The 19,019-nt window shown below is 44.7% G+C and carries 19 protein-coding genes; 16 read left to right on the top strand and 3 right to left on the bottom strand.

Annotation, left to right across the window (positions count from 1 at the left end):
* Positions 1–15 precede the first annotated feature (15 nt).
* The 11 genes from mutL (at position 16) to glnA (ending at position 14,067) form a co-directional block, all read left to right on the top strand.
* Entirely contained in the window at positions 16–2,232 is a 2,217-nt protein-coding gene (mutL, locus tag NZ043_RS28010; RefSeq protein ID WP_339309834.1) for a DNA mismatch repair endonuclease MutL, read from the top strand.
* Between the two features lie 17 nt (positions 2,233–2,249).
* Positions 2,250–3,035 carry a class I SAM-dependent methyltransferase gene (locus NZ043_RS28005; protein ID WP_133385205.1) on the top strand — a complete coding sequence of 262 codons (786 nt, stop codon included), beginning with the start codon at positions 2,250–2,252 and terminating at the stop codon, positions 3,033–3,035.
* Positions 3,016–3,972 carry a tRNA (adenosine(37)-N6)-dimethylallyltransferase MiaA gene (gene miaA / locus NZ043_RS28000; RefSeq protein ID WP_240768044.1) on the top strand — a complete coding sequence of 319 codons (957 nt, stop codon included), beginning with the start codon at positions 3,016–3,018 and terminating at the stop codon, positions 3,970–3,972. The genes NZ043_RS28005 and miaA overlap by 20 nt, the downstream gene beginning before the upstream one ends.
* Positions 3,973–4,345: 373 nt before the next feature.
* Positions 4,346–4,588 carry an RNA chaperone Hfq gene (hfq, locus tag NZ043_RS27995; RefSeq protein WP_017687918.1) on the top strand — a complete coding sequence of 81 codons (243 nt, stop codon included), beginning with the start codon at positions 4,346–4,348 and terminating at the stop codon, positions 4,586–4,588.
* Positions 4,589–4,758: 170 nt separating this feature from the next.
* Complete coding sequence (locus NZ043_RS27990; protein WP_339309833.1) at positions 4,759–7,437, top strand: PBP1A family penicillin-binding protein; 2,679 nt, start codon at positions 4,759–4,761, stop codon at positions 7,435–7,437.
* Between the two features lie 287 nt (positions 7,438–7,724).
* A complete protein-coding gene (locus NZ043_RS27985) occupies positions 7,725–8,288 on the top strand; it encodes a DUF402 domain-containing protein (protein WP_091029289.1) in 564 nt (187 codons plus the stop codon).
* A 110-nt stretch (positions 8,289–8,398) separates the two neighbouring features.
* A complete protein-coding gene (locus tag NZ043_RS27980; protein WP_339309832.1) occupies positions 8,399–9,370 on the top strand; it encodes an AAA family ATPase in 972 nt (323 codons plus the stop codon).
* Between the two features lie 119 nt (positions 9,371–9,489).
* The gene (gene hflX, locus NZ043_RS27975) at positions 9,490–10,776 is read left to right on the top strand and encodes a GTPase HflX (RefSeq protein WP_076331536.1); all 1,287 of its coding nucleotides are present in this window, start codon (positions 9,490–9,492) and stop codon (positions 10,774–10,776) included.
* Positions 10,777–10,859: 83 nt separating this feature from the next.
* A complete protein-coding gene (locus NZ043_RS27970) occupies positions 10,860–12,113 on the top strand; it encodes a methionine gamma-lyase family protein (protein ID WP_339309831.1) in 1,254 nt (417 codons plus the stop codon).
* An 82-nt stretch (positions 12,114–12,195) separates the two neighbouring features.
* Entirely contained in the window at positions 12,196–12,609 is a 414-nt protein-coding gene (locus NZ043_RS27965) for a MerR family transcriptional regulator (protein WP_056689944.1), read from the top strand.
* Positions 12,610–12,738: 129 nt separating this feature from the next.
* The gene (gene glnA, locus NZ043_RS27960; RefSeq protein ID WP_091029299.1) at positions 12,739–14,067 is read left to right on the top strand and encodes a type I glutamate--ammonia ligase; all 1,329 of its coding nucleotides are present in this window, start codon (positions 12,739–12,741) and stop codon (positions 14,065–14,067) included.
* A 111-nt stretch (positions 14,068–14,178) separates the two neighbouring features.
* Here the strand turns inward: glnA and NZ043_RS27955 are convergent, their stop codons facing one another.
* From NZ043_RS27955 to NZ043_RS27945, 3 genes are all read right to left on the bottom strand, one after another.
* The gene (locus NZ043_RS27955) at positions 14,179–15,312 is read right to left on the bottom strand and encodes a site-specific integrase (RefSeq protein ID WP_339309830.1); all 1,134 of its coding nucleotides are present in this window, start codon (positions 15,310–15,312) and stop codon (positions 14,179–14,181) included.
* 76 nt (positions 15,313–15,388) lie between these two features.
* The gene (locus tag NZ043_RS27950) at positions 15,389–15,796 is read right to left on the bottom strand and encodes an ImmA/IrrE family metallo-endopeptidase (protein ID WP_282321047.1); all 408 of its coding nucleotides are present in this window, start codon (positions 15,794–15,796) and stop codon (positions 15,389–15,391) included.
* 3 nt (positions 15,797–15,799) lie between these two features.
* Complete coding sequence (locus tag NZ043_RS27945; RefSeq protein ID WP_036674137.1) at positions 15,800–16,198, bottom strand: helix-turn-helix domain-containing protein; 399 nt, start codon at positions 16,196–16,198, stop codon at positions 15,800–15,802.
* A gap of 108 nt (positions 16,199–16,306) precedes the next feature.
* On the opposite strand from NZ043_RS27945, the gene NZ043_RS27940 reads away from it, so the two are divergent.
* The 5 genes from NZ043_RS27940 (at position 16,307) to NZ043_RS27920 (ending at position 18,990) form a co-directional block, all read left to right on the top strand.
* Positions 16,307–16,543, top strand: a complete 237-nt coding sequence (locus tag NZ043_RS27940; RefSeq protein WP_036674139.1) for a helix-turn-helix transcriptional regulator — start codon at positions 16,307–16,309, stop codon at positions 16,541–16,543.
* 111 nt (positions 16,544–16,654) lie between these two features.
* A complete protein-coding gene (locus tag NZ043_RS27935; RefSeq protein ID WP_339309829.1) occupies positions 16,655–16,924 on the top strand; it encodes a group-specific protein in 270 nt (89 codons plus the stop codon).
* A 36-nt stretch (positions 16,925–16,960) separates the two neighbouring features.
* Positions 16,961–18,094, top strand: a complete 1,134-nt coding sequence (locus NZ043_RS27930) for a ParB N-terminal domain-containing protein (protein WP_339309828.1) — start codon at positions 16,961–16,963, stop codon at positions 18,092–18,094.
* On the top strand, positions 18,081–18,509 hold the full coding sequence (locus tag NZ043_RS27925) for an ORF6C domain-containing protein (RefSeq protein ID WP_339309827.1): 429 nt from the start codon (positions 18,081–18,083) through the stop codon (positions 18,507–18,509). The genes NZ043_RS27930 and NZ043_RS27925 overlap by 14 nt, the downstream gene beginning before the upstream one ends.
* Positions 18,510–18,717: 208 nt before the next feature.
* Complete coding sequence (locus NZ043_RS27920; RefSeq protein WP_339309826.1) at positions 18,718–18,990, top strand: hypothetical protein; 273 nt, start codon at positions 18,718–18,720, stop codon at positions 18,988–18,990.
* Positions 18,991–19,019 lie beyond the last annotated feature (29 nt).

The following is a 19,019-nucleotide window of genomic DNA, read 5'->3' as shown; positions in this document are numbered from 1 at the left end:
GGGAGGGGAAAACCTGTGGCGAAAATACATGTGCTTGATGAACATATTGCCAACCAGATTGCGGCGGGTGAAGTGGTCGAACGGCCTGCTTCGGTTGTCAAAGAGTTGCTCGAAAACTCGGTGGATGCAGGCGCTACCAAGATTGAAGTAACGGTGGAAGAGGGCGGACTCCTCAGTATTCGTGTCAAAGACAATGGTTCAGGTATCGAGCCAGAGGATATGGAAACTGCCTTTTATCGTCATGCGACCAGTAAAATAGCTCATGGCCGAGATCTGTTCCAGATCACAAGTCTTGGATTCCGCGGAGAAGCCCTGGCGAGTATTGCCGCAGTGTCCAAGGTAGAGGTATTATCGGCAAGTGACAATGACGGGCGAGGACGCCGCATTGTAATTGAAGGTGGGAACCTTATTTCTCATGAAGATGCAGCCTCACCCCAAGGTACAGATTTTGCAGTGAGAGAACTATTTTACAATACACCAGCCAGACTCAAATATATGAAAACGATCCAGACGGAACTGGGACATATATCAGATGTTCTTTACCGGATGGCGATGTCTCACCCCAATATTTCGTTCAGACTGCGACATAATGAGAATGTGTTGCTTCAGACGTTGGGCAACGGCGATCTGCTGCAAGTGGTTGCAGCGATCTATGGTACAAGTGCAGCGAAGGCGATGCTCCCCATTGAGGGAGAAAGTCTGGACTACCGGGTAAGCGGGCTGATTAGCCTGCCAGAATGGACACGAGCGAACCGTGGTGGGATGTCAACGATTGTTAATGGGCGATTTGTTCGCAATTACGGACTCAATCAGGCGATTCTTAAAGCCTACCATACCTTGCTGCCCATCAATCGCTTCCCACTTGTCGTGGTGCAGTTGGAGATGCATCCATCTCTTGTGGATGTGAACGTGCATCCGGCCAAGCTGGAGGTTCGCTTCAGCAAGGAACCTGAACTGTATGAATTCGTGGAGACGACGTTGCGAGGGATACTCCGGCAGGAGGTATTGATTCCACAGGTCAAAAAACAGCAGATCCGACGTGGAGACGATAGTTCCTTTATTCAGGAACAATTCCTCTTTCCACGTGGTCCGCTGAAAGATCCAACTGATCCAGAAGGCTATGGACAACAAGGCCCACTCGGGAAACCTGCCAGTGCATTGTTGAAGTTGATTGCAGAAGATGATGATTTGGATTTGGATGCTCCGGCGGATGTGTCCGCAGCACAGCCAGTATCTGAACAGGGTCACTCAGTGCCGTTGCCCGAAGCTCCACCTGAGGTTACACAGCCCCCGGAGCAGTTAGAAAGTTGGAACGGGGATATTTTGCAGAAGATTGCTAGTCATGACGGGGGACAGGCATCCGCTAACGTGCAGGAAGGTACCAAGGATGTAAGTGCTAGTTCTACCGAAACTGTTCCCAAATCTGACCTCTCTTCTCGAGATGGTGGGGATCGTGTAGCAACAGAAAAACCACTGGCTGAAGGCAAACCGGCTACCTATCGTTCCGATTCCGTAACTTCACCGGTTAGAGAAGCACGTTCATCCTACAATCCATCTTCGATTGCGAGAGAAGAACGAACGTGGAAAACTTCAGGATTGCCTGATGCCACTAAACTTGCTGCTGCCATTAAATCGGATGCATCCATGCCCGCATTTCCGGAGCTGAGTCTGATCGGACAGCATCATGGTACGTATTTGATCGCGCAAAATGACCAAGGTTTATATTTGATTGATCAGCATGCCGCTCATGAACGCGTGAATTATGAGTACTATTACGAGAAATTTGGTAACCCTGCTCAGGCCTCACAAGAGTTACTGCTGCCTATTACGCTGGAGTTTACACCTTCGGAGACGGAAAAACTGAAAACAAGACTGGCCTGGTTCGAGCAGGCGGGTGTATATTTGGAGCATTTCGGTGGACAAACGTTCCGCGTGCGTTCCCATCCGTTCTGGTTCCCCAAAGGGGACGAGAAAGACATTATCGAAGAAATGTCCGAGTGGGTACTTAGCGAACGCAGCATAGATGTGGCCAAGATGCGGGAAGCTGCATCTATTATGTGCTCCTGCAAGGCATCCATCAAAGCGAACCAAAAGCTGACGGATCAGGAAGCAGAAGTTCTGATTCAGCGTCTGGGTTCATGTCGTCAGCCCTACACTTGTCCACATGGGCGGCCGATTGTGGTTTCATTTTCAACGTATGATCTGGAAAAATTATTTAAACGAGTGATGTAGCTATTTAGGGGGACATTATGTACATTACAACCGGTGACAAGGAGATTGCCTCTCAGGTGGAGCGTGCGCGTAAGCTCGCCGAAACGACAGGAGGTACCTACGTACCGCGCAATAGAACGTCTTTACCCAAACTGATTGAACAGTATGGTACCAACGAAATACTGGTCGTGCTCAATGGCAGAGCCCGCTTGTTCCGCAAGGATGCAACGGAGCTTGAGTTTCACCCCAGTATGGGATTTGTTCGCGCTAAACGTGTTCTAAGAGGTGAAGCCGATCCTATGCTGGAAGCTGGTGCGGTACTCGAAGGAGACACGATTGTTGATTGTACCGCTGGACTCGGCTCAGATGCGCTGGTATTTTCGGTTGCGGCTGGTGAGAGTGGACGGGTCATCGCCTGTGAAAGTTCGCAACCGCTCTATACCCTGCTGCTGGAAGGCATGTCTCATTATAAGAGCAATCAGCCCATGGTGGATGAGGCTTTTCGGCGCATAGATCTGCGGCATGTGGATCATCTAGAATTGCTGCGGTCCATGCCGGATCGAAGCTGTGATACCGTATATTTTGACCCCATGTTCCGTGAACCGATGATGGATTCAAGTGCTATACAGCCCTTGCGAGATTATGCAAATGCTCACGCGCTGGATGAACAGAGCATTATGGAAGCGAAACGGGTTGCCCGTAAACGAGTAGTCATGAAAGAAAAGCGCGGCAGCGCGGAGTTTGACAGGCTCGGATTTGAAATACTTGATCGAGCGAATGCAAAAACCCTGTACGGAGTGATTAATGTTGAAAGTGGAAGTTAAACCAAAACCTAAACTGCTTGTGCTGGTTGGACCAACAGCAGTAGGCAAAACAAGAATGAGCATCGAGCTGGCCCATGCTTTCAATTGTGAGATTATCTCAGGGGATTCGATGCAGGTATATCGTGAAATGGATATCGGAACAGCCAAGATTACCTCTGAAGAAATGAAGGGTGTACCTCATCATCTTATTGATATCCATGAACCGGAGTATCCGTATTCTGTGGCCGAGTTTCAGGAAAGTTGCACCCGATTGATAAGTGAAATTCATGAACGCGGGAAAATGCCTTTTATTGTAGGTGGCACCGGTCTATATGTGGAATCGGTATGTTACGGCTTCCAATTTTCGGATAGTGGTTCAGATGAAGCATTCAGAGAGGAACAATTCAGCTATGCGGAGCAATATGGAGCACAGGCCCTTCATGATCGATTGAGCGAAGTTGATCCCGTTAGTGCGGATCGTCTGCATCCGAATGACCAACGGCGAATTGTACGTGCGCTTGAGATCCATCATCTCACAGGCGAGAAGTGGTCTGATCAGCTGGCAGTACAGAAGAAAGAGTCGCCTTATGACCTTCTTATTGTTGGTCTGACAATGGATCGGCAGAAGTTGTACGCCCGGGTAGAAGAGCGGATTGATCTGATGATCGAACAAGGTCTGGTGGATGAAGTGAAGTCTCTGTTGGAACGCGGAGTGGCCAGAGGTCATATTTCCATGCAAGGGCTGGGGTATAAGGAGATTGCAGCGTTCCTGCAAGGGGAAGTGAGTTGGGAAGCTGCGGTTGAGTGGTTGAAGAGGGATACACGTCGGTTTGCCAAACGGCAGCTTTCCTGGTTCCGTCATATGAAGGATATTGAATGGGTGGACATGACGGATACCCAAGATTTTGAAGGGAAATACAAGCAGATAAGTGAATTGATTACACGAAAATTTGATTGATTTGAGCGATTATTAGTATTCTTCTGACAGGCATCGATTAGATCAAGATATGTAAACCTCTACCTTTTAGTCTTCAAAAGGATAGAGGTTTTTACTTATCACTAGAACAGATGGTAGAGATCAATCATTCGCCAAACAACGAAAAAATGTGCTTTAAAATGAAGATTTTGTCCCTCTTTTGCAAAACAGACAAGCGGTGTATAATGGATAAGTCTTCTATTTGTTCACCTCGCCAAGAATGGGTGTAAAATAGCAGACAAGGGGTTTTTGTGGATTATATGAAACTGTTCATGATATAATAGCACGAAAGCTACTCAGCGATATTGAATATTACTTGAACACGAATTCAAATGAACCAATGGGGGTACGGCTAATGAACAAGTCCATCAACATCCAAGATACGTTCTTGAACCAACTGCGGAAAGAAAATATTCCTGCTACGGTCTATCTGACCAACGGCTTCCAAATCCGCGGGACGATCAAGGCATTTGACAATTTTACGATCGTCATTGACAGCGACGGACGCCAGCAAATGGTCTACAAGCATGCCATCTCCACGTTCACGCCGCAACGCAGCGTATCGCTGATGCAGCAAGATAACAGCGGCGAAGCTTAAAAAAATTACGAAACCTTTTCACCAACCATTTCGTCTACAAGTATAGGTATTGAAACAGAGCAACCTGAATAAAGGGTTGTTCTTTTCATTCCGGGCAAAATATGTTTAATATATGCCTGAGCCTACAGACGAATAGAAATTATGCAACCGAAAGGGAGTCAGGAGGTAACATGCCAAACGATCCGTTGTCGAGGTCTAACAATCGCAACAACAATAACAAGTCACCCAAAAAAGCGAAGCCAAAGACCTCTAAAAAGAAAAAAATTACGGGTAAACGCGTTGGATGGACACTGTTTTTCACAATGGCAATCGCCATATTCTGTGCACTAGGCGGATATTTATTTATTATGGTGAGTGGTGAAAATCTGCTCAAAGCCAACAAGGACAAAACCACAATTAATGAAACTTCAAAAGTATATGATCGCAATGGCCAATTAATGGGGGAGCTATCCATTCAGAAGCTGGAACCCGTCAAAGAAGATGATATTCCTGAGCTGGTGAAGCAAGCCTTTGTTGCAACGGAGGATAAACGCTTCTACGATCATCAGGGCGTGGATATCTGGTCCATAGGGCGTGCGGCGGTTAAGGACGTCATGGCTCGTTCCATGGTGGAAGGTGGTAGTACACTAACCCAACAGCTTGCCAAGAACATGTTCTTGTCCCGTGACAAAACGTTCTTCCGTAAAGCAACGGAAGTATCAATTGCCATGGCATTAGAGCGCAAGTACACAAAAGACGAGATTCTGACGATGTACCTGAACCGGATTTTCTTCGGTCATCAGCGTTACGGGATTAAAGCAGCATCTGAATTTTACTTTGGAGTTACTGATCTCAAGAGGTTGAAGTTGTGGCAAATTGCTACATTGGCAGCTATGCCGAAAGGGCCTTCTGCCTATAATCCGGTGAGCAATCCAAACGACTCAAAAGCACGTCGAGGTGTGGTATTGCAGCTGATGTATGAACAAGGCTACATTACCAAGGCGGAGATGGACGAAGCAAAAGAGATTAACTATAACTACAAGCGACCAGAGAAAGACAGGAAGTATCAAGGTTTTATAGATTATGTGCTCCGTGAAGCTGAACGAGTAACAGGTAAAACGGAAGATGATCTGAATATCGGCGGATACAAAATCTATACAACTATGGATGCTCAGGCTCAAACAGCCATGGAAACTGCGTTCACAGATGATAGTCTGTTCGAGGCAAGTAAAGATGATCAACAGGTTCAAGGCTCCATGGTTATTATGAACCATGAGAATGGTAGCCTCGTTGCCCTCCTGGGTGGACGGGATTATCAGACTAAAGGTTATAGCCGTGTAACGCAGAGTCGAAGACAACCAGGTTCAGCTTTTAAACCGATTGTGTCTTATGCACCGGCGCTTGAATCAGGAAATTACAGTGCCAACTCGTCGCTGAGTAATGCAAAGCAATGTTTTGGTAACTATTGTCCTGGTAACTTGCATGGATATTCTTCGACGATCAGTATGACGGAAGCCATTACGAAATCGGAAAATATTCCTGCGGTTTGGCTGCTTGATAAAATAGGCGTTAACACAGGCATTAATTTTGCCAAGAGTGTAGGTATACAGCTGACAGATGAAGACAAAAACTTGGCGATTGCCCTCGGTGGTCTAAGTAAAGGTACAAATACACTGGAAATGGCGCAAGCCTATAGTGCATTTGCCAACCTCGGAGAATACCGACAAGCCTATTCGATTAAGGAAATTAAGGATAGCGCAGGCAAAACAACGTACAAACACGATAACTCGGACACAACGCGTGTCATGAGCGAGCAAAATGCGTATCAGCTTACACAGATGCTGCAGAACGTTGTTAATGACGGTACGGGACGTTCAGCACGTCTGGATCGCCCCGTAGCGGGTAAAACAGGAACTGTTCAAAGTGGTATCTCTGGCAACAGTGCCAACCGTGATGTATGGTTTGTTGGATACACACCGGAATGGACTGCCGCAGTCTGGATGGGCTATGACAATCCGGATGCCAATCACATGCTTAAGAACAGCAGTAAGCTGTCGGCAGCTTTCTTTGCCAAAGTCATGGGAGATGCTTTAAAAGGCGTTCCAGTGAAGCAATTCAAAGCACCAGCTGGAGGGCAGGCACCTCCGCCAGTAGAAGAACCAGAAAAGCCGGCTCTGTCCGTTAGTGGGCTGAGTGGATCATACGATCCAAATGCACAAACCGTCTCCCTAAGTTGGACTGGAACGGGTGACGCGAGTACGCAATATCGGATTTATCGGAAAGAAACATCGGAAGCCCAGTTCACTCATCTCATTGATGCAATAGGAGCGACCAATGCACAAGATTTAAGTGCGTTGCCTGGTCTAACCTATGAGTACTATGTGACAGCTTACGACTTGGCATCAGGACTTGAGACGGATCCTTCCAACACCATTTCCTTGATGATTGAAGCACAGGAAATGCCGCCGGAGGAACCTGATCCTGGTATAGACCCTGGAACAGAGATAGATCCTGAGCAGCCAGGTACGGAGAATCCGGACAATGGTTCACCGGATAATGGCAACTCGAACGGTAATAACGGTAATGGTAATGGGAATGAAAATGGCAACAACGGAAATGGTAATGGTAATAACGGAAACAATGGCAACGGTGGTAATAACGGTGGACCCGGCCAAGGAAACGGTCAACCTGGGGGAGGAAACACGACCCCACCTGGCCAGGGAACAACAGAGCCAGGCGGTACCGGTGAAGGCTCCGATGATGGGGCCGTAACGACGCCGGGCGAGGTTGTAACTCCGGACAGCGGAACGAGTGGGGATACTGGAGGAACAGATGCACCTGCAGATTCTCAAGCTGGAACCGGCGGTTAAGCCAATGAATCACTAAATAGCTACATTAAAAAACTGCTTCCCGGAATTTCGGTGAAGCAGTTTTTTTGTTATACGGAACCAACTGTAATAGCGGCTGATTTGATGAATAGGTGGGACAAAGCTTCATTTTGAGTGTAAACCTTAAATATGGTAAGCTGTAACTATTCGTAATACGTTGTGCAAGAGCGGGCCCAGAGCGCTGGAATCCATCAGGCGGACGTTATTACATTGTTCACCAATAACATCAGAGCAGGTCACGGACCTGTAGTCGGCAAAGAGGGGTTCGTATGAAACGGAAATTCGGGGACCGCGCGAACTGGCGCCGGATTACGAACCGACAATTCACATGCCGGTTCGTTCAATCCAAAATTTTCACAGGTTATATTACGTTGTACACCATACAGGATTTGAAAGAACCTTTGTGGAAAACTTATGGAGGCAGTACCTTCTGTATCGCAGATAAAGGTTATTCCTGGCTGCAATACTATCCGAAGGGAGAGCACTTTGTTGTTACGGCGATGTTTGACGATCAGGAACGGATTGTAGAGTGGTACATTGATACATGTCGTAGTCAGGGGATAACCGATCAGGGCGTTCCTTGGTTTGATGACCTGTATCTGGATGTCGTTGTACTGAAAGATGGAGAAGTATTTTTGCTGGATGAAGATGAGCTTGAAGATGCACTGTCACGGAAGCATATTACTACAGGCGATTATGACCTGGCGAACAAGACGGCTAAGGAACTGCTGCATGCCATTGATGCACATGTATTTCCGTACTTTCAGTTATCGCTGAAGCATAGGAAGAGTTTGTTTGAGAACGGAGAGTTTCGAAAAAACATTCAGATTTGATACATGTACCTATCCGTAGAATTCTTCATGATCCTTCTAATATTGGAGCACCTGATAGAATACATTAATAATCAGGAGAGTTCAGCCCGATAAAATAGAGGTGATGGCGAATGAACGGACGGGTCATGGCTGCAGGAGAGCAACCAGGAGGCAGACCATCCAGACAAATTAATATTGTGTTGCGTAACCAGGAACCTCAGATGTTGGTCAAAGATGAAGCAGCGGCAGTACAGGCAGCCAAGAGTGTAACCAAACATGCGCACTTCCAGGAGATACAGGGTGAATTGGAACAACTGGTTGGACTTGAAAATATCAAAGACTTGGTATTTGAGATCTATGCTTTCCTACAGATTGCTCAGATGCGTACCGAAGCAGGCTTACTTAGTGGTGCGCACGTGTATCATATGATCTTCAAAGGCAATCCGGGAACTGGTAAGACCACCGTGGCGAGGATCGTTGCCAAACTCTTTCAGAAGATGGGTGTGTTGAGTAAAGGTCATCTTATTGAAGTAGAGCGTGCGGATCTGGTTGGGGAATATATTGGTCACACGGCGCAGAAAACAAGAGATTTGGTCAAGAAGGCACTCGGTGGGATATTGTTCATTGATGAAGCTTACAGTTTGGCCCGCGGGGGAGAGAAGGATTTTGGAAAGGAAGCTATTGATACGCTTGTTAAGTCCATGGAAGATAACAAAAATCAGTTTATACTGATTCTTGCCGGGTACTCGGAAGAGATTGATTTTTTTCTCCAGACGAATCCGGGATTACCTTCTCGCTTTCCCATTCAAGTGGAGTTTCCAGACTATAGCATTGATCAGTTGATTCAAATCTCTGAGATTATGGCCAAAGAGCGTGATTATATTCTAATGCCTCAGACCATACTCAAACTTAAGCAGCATTTGCTTCAGGAAAAAAATGATTCGCTGCATGCGTTCAGTAACGCCAGATACGTTCGTAATGCCATTGAGCGTTCGATCAGGCATCAGGCGGTTCGTTTGTTGGAACAATACTCGGAAGGCAGTCCAGGAAAACTGGAGCTGATGACAATCCGTACAGAGGATTTGAACTTTGAGCGAAAGTAAGCGATAATATAGTTTTTACACCAGCCGGCCGGGCCAACCGGTTCGGCTTAAGGCATGCCATGGCATATTCGTGGTAATGAATATCAACAGAATAGTAATTAGAGGGAGTGAACATATACATGACAAATGGCACACATGATACAGATATGGTCAAAAAAGATCGCGCCGTCTTGGTGAGTCTTGTTACGGATGATGTAAAACGTACAGGTATCAACCCTGAGTACTCTTTAGAGGAACTGGTGAAACTTGCCGAGACAGCTGGAGTGGAAGTGCTAAGTGTACTTTCTCAGAACAGGGAAAAACGTGATACCAAATGGTTCATTGGTAAAGGTAAGGTGGAAGAACTCCGGGCAATCGCGGAGGAACTCGGAGCAACTACGGCTATTTTTGATCAGGAATTGTCAGGTGCACAGGTTCGTAATCTGGAAGAAACCCTCGATCTCAAAATTATTGACCGTACCCAATTGATTTTGGACATCTTTGCACAACGTGCCAACACTAGAGAAGGTATTATTCAAGTGGAATTGGCTCAACATAGCTACTTGCTGCCACGTTTGTCGGGTCATGGCAAGAACCTGTCCAGACTCGGGGGCGGAATCGGAACAAGAGGCCCAGGTGAAAGCAAGTTGGAGACAGACCGCCGTCACATCCGTGGTCGTATCGATGATCTGAAGCGTCATCTGGAAGAATTGACTCGTCATCGCAAGTTGCATCGTGAACGCCGCAAAAAGACAGGTATTGTTCAGGTGGCCCTCGTTGGTTATACCAATGCTGGAAAATCAACCTTGCTCAAACAGTTGACGGCTGCAGATGTGTATATTCAAGATCAGCTGTTCGCGACTCTGGATCCAACATCACGTACGATGGAACTTCCAAGTGGGAAAGAGATCGTACTTACCGATACGGTTGGTTTTATTCAAAATCTCCCGCATGATCTGATTGCAGCATTCCGGGCAACGCTGGAGGAAGTGAATGAAGCAGACCTGATCCTGCATGTTGTGGACGCCTCATCAGCTATGCGTGAAGATCAGATGCGGACGGTTAATACGATTCTGCAAGAACTTGGTTCAGGGGACAAGCCGCAGTTAGTCCTGTATAACAAAAAAGATGCGTGCACACCAGAGCAGCTTGAGATGCTTCCATTGGATAAAGGTCATATTAAGGTAAGCGCATTAGACTCTGAGGATCTGCTTAAAATCCGTGAATTAATTCAGACAGAGCTGACAGGTGATACGAAACGCTTCCGTATTCCGGCAGAACGTGGTGATCTTACGTCGGTACTCTACAAAATTGGTGATGTAGTGGATACCAGCTTTGAAGAGAATGATGTAATTTATGAAGTTGAATTGCAAAAAGGTGAATATGAGAAATTTGGTTATATGCTTGAAGAATTCATTGAATTGTAATATTCATGACACATTGATGTGATAAGTTACACGATAATGGATATTCAACGTCAGATTCGTGCTATGAAGGGGAATGAAGTAAGATGGTAAGCTTTGATTCAGAAATATCTGAACTTCAACGTCAAGTGGAGCGTCAGATTGAAGGACAACTGCAACAGATTGATCGGATCACAGACCACAATCAATGGAAGGTGATTAATGCTTTCCAACAGCGAAAAGTAAGTGATTTTCACTTTGCAGGTTCAACAGGTTATGCCTATAACGATCGTGGGCGTGAAGTGCTTGATGAAGTATATGCTGATGTTTTCGGCGCGGAAGCCGCGTTGGTGCGTCCTCATTTTGCTTCAGGTACTCATACGATTAGTACAGCTCTCTTTGGAGTATTGCGTCCAGGTGACGAATTATTGTACATCACGGGTAAGCCTTATGACACATTGCATAAAGTTATTGGCAAACCCGGTGATGGTACAGGTTCATTACGCGATTTTGGCATCGGTTACCGTGAGACGGCCTTAACTGATGAAGGTGGAGTGGACTGGGCAGCAGTTGAAAAAAGCATTACACCGGCTACAAAAGTTATTGGGATTCAACGTTCACGTGGTTATGACTGGCGCTCCTCCTTCTGCGTTGCTGAGATCGCTGACATGGTTACGCGTGTTAAAGCGCTGAAGGAGGATGTCATCGTATTCGTAGATAATTGTTACGGTGAATTCACGGAGGAACGTGAACCGACAGAAGTCGGAGTTGATCTGATGGCCGGATCACTGATCAAGAATCCTGGTGGAGGCATTGCGGAAACCGGTGGATACATATGCGGGAAGGAACAATACGTACAGCTGGCAGCTTATCGTCTAACAGCCCCTGGAATTGGGGGAGAGGTGGGAGCAATGCTGGGGACAACACGTGGCATCTACCAAGGACTTTACATGGCACCGACAATTGTAGGACAAGCTATCAAAGGAAGTACGTTTGCTGCTGCGATGTTTGCTGAATCCGGATTTGTAACCAAACCCGCCTGGAATGAAGCTCGCACAGATCTGATCCAGGCTGTTCAGTTTAGCTCTGCTGAGCATCTGATCGCCTTCGTGCAGGGGATTCAGCGTGCAGCAGCTGTGGATAGTCATGTGGTTCCTGAACCTTGGGATATGCCTGGTTATGAGCACCCTGTCATTATGGCGGCAGGTACGTTCATTCAGGGTGGAAGTCTGGAATTATCAGCCGACGCGCCTATTCGGGAGCCGTATATCGGGTATATGCAAGGCGGATTAACGTACTCTCATGTCAAATATGGCGTTTTGATGGCGTTACAGACTATGAAAGATCGTAAATTATTGTGAGTTTATCTAACACGTCATTGACACTTGGTAATAACTAAATGTACAATAGGGTGAAGAATAGATGACTGGAAGGTTGATGAACATGGGTGATGAAATTCGCAGAAATATGGCCTTATTCCCGATTGGTATTGTAATGAAACTTACGGATCTGTCTGCACGTCAGATTCGTTATTATGAGCAGCACAGTTTGATCGTTCCTGCGAGAACGTCAGGTAATCAACGTTTATTCTCTTTTAATGACGTAGAGAGATTGCTAGAGATCAAGGCTTTGATTGAAAAAGGAGTTAACATCGCGGGGATCAAACAAGTGATGAATCCTGTTTCGAAAGAATCCGAGGAAGCTACAGTTATCACGCCAGACACTGAAGTTAAACGCAGAGAGTTGTCCGATACGCAGTTGCACCGCTTGCTGAAGCAGCAGCTTGTATCAGGTAAGAGACCTGGACAAGTATCTCTCATTCAGGGAGAGCTTTCCCGATTCTTTAATAAAAAGTAAATTCGCATAACTTGGCGAGTGAGGGGAAAACATGCACTTTTGGTGTGAGACTCCTTGACCCGTGGAACTTTCTAATGTACAAATATAACAGGCAAGCCAAATACGCAGATAAGAAAGGGAGAGGTTATAGTGAGTTATACAAAAGAAGACATTCTCCGCATTTCGAAAGAAGAAAACGTACGATTCATTCGATTGCAATTTACTGATTTGCTTGGAGCTATCAAAAACGTTGAGATTCCTGTGAGTCAGTTGACTAAGGCTCTGGATAACAAAATGATGTTCGATGGATCTTCCATTGAAGGTTATGTACGTATTGAAGAGTCCGACATGTACCTCTATCCAGATCTAGATTCTTGGCTTATTTTCCCATGGGTAGCAGAGAACCGTGTTGCACGCCTGATTTGCGACGTATATCTTCCGGATGGTAATCCGTTCCCAGGAGATCCACGTGGCATCTTGAAACGAAACCTGAAGGAAGCCCAAGATATGGGATTCACTTCCTTCAACGTTGGTCCTGAACCAGAGTTCTTCTTGTTCAAAACTGACGAAAAAGGAAACCCAACTAACGAACTGAATGACCAAGGTGGTTATTTCGACCTTGCGCCTACGGATCTTGGTGAAAACTGTCGTCGTGACATCGTTATCACACTTGAAGAAATGGGCTTTGAGATCGAAGCTTCCCACCATGAGGTAGCTCCAGGTCAGCATGAGATCGACTTCAAATATGCTGATGCTCTGAAAGCTGCTGACCAGATCCAAACGTTCAAACTCGTTGTTAAAACGATTGCACGTCAGCATGGTTTACATGCTACATTCATGCCGAAACCGCTGTTTGGTATGAACGGATCCGGTATGCACTGTAACCAATCCTTGTTCAAAGGCAATGAGAACGCATTTGTTGATGAGTCGGACGAGTTGGGTCTGAGCAAAACTGCTCGTCACTTCATGGCTGGAACTCTGAAGCACGCGCGTGCGTTTGCAGCAATTACTAACCCAACTGTGAACTCATACAAACGTCTTGTACCAGGTTATGAAGCACCTTGTTATGTAGCATGGTCTGCTAGTAACCGTAGCCCAATGATTCGTATTCCAGCTTCCCGTGGTCTGAGTACACGTGTTGAAGTTCGTAACCCGGATCCGGCTGCTAACCCTTACCTAGCTTTGGCTGTTTTGTTGAAAGCAGGTCTGGACGGAATCAAACGTGAGCTTTCCTTACCAGCTCCAATTGACCGTAACATCTACATCATGTCAGAAGAAGAGCGTGTGGAAGAAGGTATTCCAAGCTTGCCAGCTGACTTGAAAGAAGCTTTGAATGAATTGATCCGCAGCGAAGTCATCTGTGACGCTCTCGGCGACCATGCCTTGGCTCACTTCTATGAGCTGAAAGAAATTGAGTGGGATATGTATAGAACACAAGTCCACCAATGGGAACGCGATCAATATATCACGTTGTACTAATAGCTCAATCCCTTGGCGCTCTAGCGCTGAGGGGTTTTTCTTTTTGTGGGCAAGTACCTATATATTTAAAGAAAAATCAAAGTGCCCACAAAATGCCCACAAAATATTTTTCTATTCGAAAATTTCTTCAGTGAATTTCTCAAATCTATCTATATTGCTTTTCTGGATCTTGCCTGAGATGTGGGCATATACATCTGATGTGATCTGAATGCTTCCGTGACCTAATTGTTCTTGAACGAATTTCATATCTGCCCCTGACTCAAGTAAAAGAACCGCGCAGGTATGTCGGAGAGAGTGAATGGGGAGGGATGGGAGATCACAACGTTGTAAGATGCGGGAGAAGGCATTGAACAATGATGATTTAGGCATGAAGTTTCCATCTTCCCTACATAGAACCAGATCAAGGTCATGGTGGTATCTATCCCCAAGTATCCCTTTGTTATGCTCCTGCCACTCTCTGTGAAATTTAATGTCATTTACTAGATTTGTAGTAATTTTTATTTTTCTTTCTGATTTATCTGTCTTAGTGTCACCGAATAATTCTTCTTTGTTTTTTGCTGTAAAATCTAGAGTTTCATCAATTGTAATGAAATGATTATCCAAATCAATATCGATCCATTTTAGAGCAGCTGCTTCGCCTTTTCGCATACCAGTTTCAATTAACACTCGGAAAAATATCCAGTATACATAACCATAATGACGAGAGTTTTGCATAAACAATGGTATATCATCTGAATCAATAAAGTGGACTTCCTTCTTTTTGCGCTTAATTTTTATTTCGACACCTAGACATGGATTTTTTTCTAATTTTCCGATTATAACAGCTTTTTGTAAGGCATTATGCATTGTGGAATGAATCAATTCAACCGTACGTCGGCTATATCCTTTCTCACTAATATAGTTTATAAAATTTTGGTACATAATTGGCTTCACATCTCGTATAAGCATGTTTTTAAAAAAAGGGATAATATGATTTTTAATGTTGTTCTGATGAAGTAATAATGTATTCTTACGAACACTTCCCTTCTTATATTCATTGATCCAAAAATCTAGATAATCTTGAAGTGATAAATCAGATTGTTCATAGCCAGCAGCAAGCTTTCTTTCAAATTCTCTAACTGCCAACTGCGCTTCTTTTTTTGAATCGAATCCTCTTTGTGCCTTCTCACGAAATTTCTGTGTGAAAGGGTCCTTGTACCTTAGTCGATACTCCCATCCAGTCCCATGTTTTTTATAACTAGCCAAATAAAAACCTCCCATAAAGAACGTATGTTCTGTTTTTGTATATGTTAAACCGTCTTGCAACGGTGGAAGCGCAAGATTACATAAAGCTATGTAGTTCAGGTGGAATAGAGCAGCGTCTTAGTAACTGTTCCTTCGTTTCCCCAAGTTCTGGTTCAATTGTTGCTGTCAGTAACTTAATTGCAAACTGATTTGCCTGTCTTTCGTATTTTCCTGCATTAAAGAATGAGTGTTCATCTAAGAAGAATCTGCTTATGCCGGGGTGGAGACGATCATGGGCGAGTTCGTGGGCACAAACAAATCTCATCCAAGGCTCACTTAGATCAGAGTTAATTACGATAAAGCGCCGCCTTAGTTTACGATAGTACATGCCACGTGTATTCTTCCCAAGATCACTGTACCAAACCTTAATGTTAAGTCTTTCTGCGATTATAAAGGGATCGTTTGTCTTGAAGCGTTTAATGAGTCCTTGAACGATATCGTCCATAGGCTATTCCTCTTTCTTTTTACGACCGTAGGTTTTCTTGTTATCTTTTTTAGCGTCCCAAAACATTGCTTCCATAACTCGCTTGATTTTTTCTTTATCCTCACCTGAGATAGGTACCCCGTCAAACATTACATCTCCATCTTCCTCTAACATTGTTTTGAAATCTCTTTTATCTTTGGGAGTTGCCCATTCGGGAAGGGCTGTTGAATCTCTACCTAGCAGAAAATCTACTGAAACTTGATGCAGTTCGGCCAATTTATCAATAAACTCAATGTCAGGTTTTGCGATACTATTCTCCCATGAATTGTATCTAGGACGTTTGATACCGAGTCTTTCTGCCATTTGATCTTGAGTTAATCCTTTTTTTTCGCGTAATTCAGTTAACCTCTGACCTAGTTTCATTTTGTACAATTTCTCCTTTTTAATAAGAAAGATAATATAATTATCAAAATAATATTGACGATAATATAATTATCAAATATAATCAGAGGCAAGGAGGTGAACAGTTTAGTGGAAACACAAAAGCGACAATTTTTCTCAGACTGTAGGAAACATAAAGGCACACAAGCAAAAGTGGCTCAAGATAATAAAATCTCAACGGTTTATGTTCGAATGATTGAGAATGGAACATTCACTCCTGGCAGAGATCTCATGTTCAAATTATCAAAATATTTCGGTCATCCAGCAGAAAAACTGTTTCCTGATTATTTTGAAAGGCTTCTTAGTCATGCAAAAAGCGATAATTAAATTATCTACTGTTAATATAAACGATAATATAAATATCGTCAATAATGTTGAATATATTTTTTTGACCTAATTGATAATTAAATTATCAATCTAATGGGAAAGGAGATTTTTATGCTATCGATCAGCGTTGATGAAAAAGAAATAAAAAATCTCCTGAAAGAGAAAGTAGCAGAGATTTTAAAAGAAGCCGATGCGGAGTATATTTTCTGGGATGCCTCCGAATTGAAGCGCAGGACTTGCATGAGTTGGAATTTCATACAGGATCAATTCTTCTTTGATCCAAGGTTTCCTAAAAGGAAAGTCGGAAGTAAATGGTACTTTCCAGCAAGAGAAACACGCGAATTTTTGGAAGAGTGGTTAACAGAACAGCCAGCAATATGAAGATTCTATTTTAAACGTTCTGGGAGGAGAATCAGGGTGTTAATTGACATAAACAAAATCAAAGTCAGTGACCGAATTCGTAAGGACTTCGGCGGTATCGAAGAACTGGCGCAAGACATTGATCAGAATGGTCTCATTAATCCTATCCTTGTAACACCTGATTATCAGTTAATCGCAGGAGAACGCCGCTTGCGTGCTCATCAGGTCCTGGGACGTAAAGAGGTTGTAGTTCGGGTGATGGAAATCAGCGACTTCGAACATCAACTCCGGCTGGAGATTTCAGAAAACGAGCACCGAAAAGAATTCACTTTCTCGGAGCGAGTTGAATGGGCTAAACGTCTGGAAGATGTGGAACGGATCAAAGCTAAAGAACGAATGGCCGCAGGCAAGGAAAATGTTCCTGAGCAGCCTGCCGGACAGGTCCGTGACATTGTAGCTGATCAAGCAGGATTTGGATCAGGCAGAACCTACGACAAAGCCAAGTACATCATGGAAAACGCGACACCAGAAATCATCCAGCTACTTGATGAAGGGATAATTTCTACACACAAAGCCTATGTGGAGACGAAAGAACGGCTTGAAGCTGCTGTGCGAGTGGCCGAGACTCGGGCTAACCAAGCCGAGCAAGAAAAGGAAGAACTTCAACGGCGGTACAAGGATGCGATTCCAGCCGATCAGGTGGACGAGGCAGTAGCGGCGGCGGTTGAGGGCCGAGACGAGGAGACGGAAGTTATCCTGGCGCAGAAAGCTCAGGAAGCTGCTAAGAAGATAAAAGAGCGTGATCAATACTGGAAGGACAAGCTTGAAGGTGATGTAGAAAGTGAGCGGCTGAAGGTGGATGAATTGAAACCTGGTTATCAGCGAGTGAGCGAGGAATTGGAAACAATCAAACTTCAACAGCCAGACGATTTCGATGAACAGCAGGCCGATGCCCAAATGAAGAAACTTCGCTTCGAAGCTGACAGCAACACCATTCAGATCAGCATCCACATGAAGCAGTTCTTGCAAAAGGTTGGCATTACCTCATTCATGCTAGGAGCAGTTTCGGGTGCAAGCATCAGTGAGAAGAAACGATTGTCTGAAGGTCTTGATATGCTTCAATCCTTCATAGACCAACTTCGTCCGGCAATTAATTCAAGAAAGGTGGTAGATCGAAATGACATTGATTAATCAAAATCAGCCTGACTACTTATCGGTTGTTGAAAGACAGATGCAGTTAACTGAAGCTCAAGGTATGGCGATTCGTGGTTTGGTGGATGGCATCAGACAGATGCAAGAAGATGTAGCAGAAAAGGTTGGAGAGGTCCAAATGATGGTTCAGGAGGTCCGGGACAGCGTAACGCTGACGGATGCAGAGTGCTACCAACTCCAGTCTCTTGTTCGCAAGAAATCGAATTCGCTAACCAAGGACCGGTATAAAGAGTCCGATGAGAAATTCAAGGACCTGGTTGGGCGCTATCGCCGGATGATCTGGAGTAAGTTGAAAGAACGATTTGAAGTCGCGAAATACAGCCATGTGCGGCGTATCGAATTTGATGATGCGGTTGAGTTCATCACGGAATTTCGTCCGGAAGACTATATCTGATCTGTTAGGAGTTGAGAACGATGGGGTTCAAATTTATGACACTTGATGAGATGGCCCGTATTTGGGCACATAAGCCATTGCAGTATGAAATCATACAGAGAAACATCGCTAAAAAGAAATGATGGTCCATGCTCAGAAGTTATTGCAAACCAGGGTGTTGCGAAGACAGATTAGAGGTTTATGTGACGATGCAATTGATGTGCTATCAATGGAATTTAGTATTAAGCCCATCAAAAAGAAAATCAAAACACTTCGTAACGATCTTGAAAAGTTGGAACGGTCAATCAGTAAAAATGCAGAGTATGAAGGTCTCATCTGGAAAGAGCCGTCGGGCTACAAGATTGAAGGGACAGTAATTGGTTTGTGTAAACACTGTGATAGAGAAGTGTTCTCCGGACAAAAAATTCCTGATCCAAAAGAAGAAGGACTCTTTTGTAACTACTATTGCAGAAGAGTCTACCGCAACAACAGTATCAAATGAGTCCTTAAGTTAATCGTGCTACCAACACG

This window comes from Paenibacillus sp. FSL k6-2145 (assembly GCF_037976585.1).
Classification (GTDB): domain Bacteria; phylum Bacillota; class Bacilli; order Paenibacillales; family Paenibacillaceae; genus Paenibacillus.
The sequence above is the reverse complement of the archived record's forward strand: the minus strand, read 5'-3'. Positions and strand labels throughout refer to the sequence as shown.

What these genes read in the sequence shown, in the direction of transcription:
- NZ043_RS27990 (WP_339309833.1), top strand. Translation starts at nt 4,759, where the DNA reads ATGCCAAACGATCCGTTGTCGAGGTCTAACAATCGCAACAACAATAAC.
- NZ043_RS27985 (WP_091029289.1), top strand. Translation starts at nt 7,725, where the DNA reads ATGAAACGGAAATTCGGGGACCGCGCGAACTGGCGCCGGATTACGAAC.
- NZ043_RS27965 (WP_056689944.1), top strand. Translation starts at nt 12,196, where the DNA reads ATGGGTGATGAAATTCGCAGAAATATGGCCTTATTCCCGATTGGTATT.
- NZ043_RS27980 (WP_339309832.1), top strand. Translation starts at nt 8,399, where the DNA reads ATGAACGGACGGGTCATGGCTGCAGGAGAGCAACCAGGAGGCAGACCA.
- NZ043_RS27925 (WP_339309827.1), top strand. Translation starts at nt 18,081, where the DNA reads ATGACATTGATTAATCAAAATCAGCCTGACTACTTATCGGTTGTTGAA.
- hfq (WP_017687918.1), top strand. Translation starts at nt 4,346, where the DNA reads ATGAACAAGTCCATCAACATCCAAGATACGTTCTTGAACCAACTGCGG.
- miaA (WP_240768044.1), top strand. Translation starts at nt 3,016, where the DNA reads ATGTTGAAAGTGGAAGTTAAACCAAAACCTAAACTGCTTGTGCTGGTT.
- NZ043_RS27945 (WP_036674137.1), bottom strand. Translation starts at nt 16,198, where the DNA reads ATGAAACTAGGTCAGAGGTTAACTGAATTACGCGAAAAAAAAGGATTA.
- NZ043_RS27935 (WP_339309829.1), top strand. Translation starts at nt 16,655, where the DNA reads ATGCTATCGATCAGCGTTGATGAAAAAGAAATAAAAAATCTCCTGAAA.
- NZ043_RS27970 (WP_339309831.1), top strand. Translation starts at nt 10,860, where the DNA reads ATGGTAAGCTTTGATTCAGAAATATCTGAACTTCAACGTCAAGTGGAG.
- hflX (WP_076331536.1), top strand. Translation starts at nt 9,490, where the DNA reads ATGACAAATGGCACACATGATACAGATATGGTCAAAAAAGATCGCGCC.
- NZ043_RS28005 (WP_133385205.1), top strand. Translation starts at nt 2,250, where the DNA reads ATGTACATTACAACCGGTGACAAGGAGATTGCCTCTCAGGTGGAGCGT.
- NZ043_RS27920 (WP_339309826.1), top strand. Translation starts at nt 18,718, where the DNA reads ATGGAATTTAGTATTAAGCCCATCAAAAAGAAAATCAAAACACTTCGT.
- NZ043_RS27950 (WP_282321047.1), bottom strand. Translation starts at nt 15,796, where the DNA reads ATGGACGATATCGTTCAAGGACTCATTAAACGCTTCAAGACAAACGAT.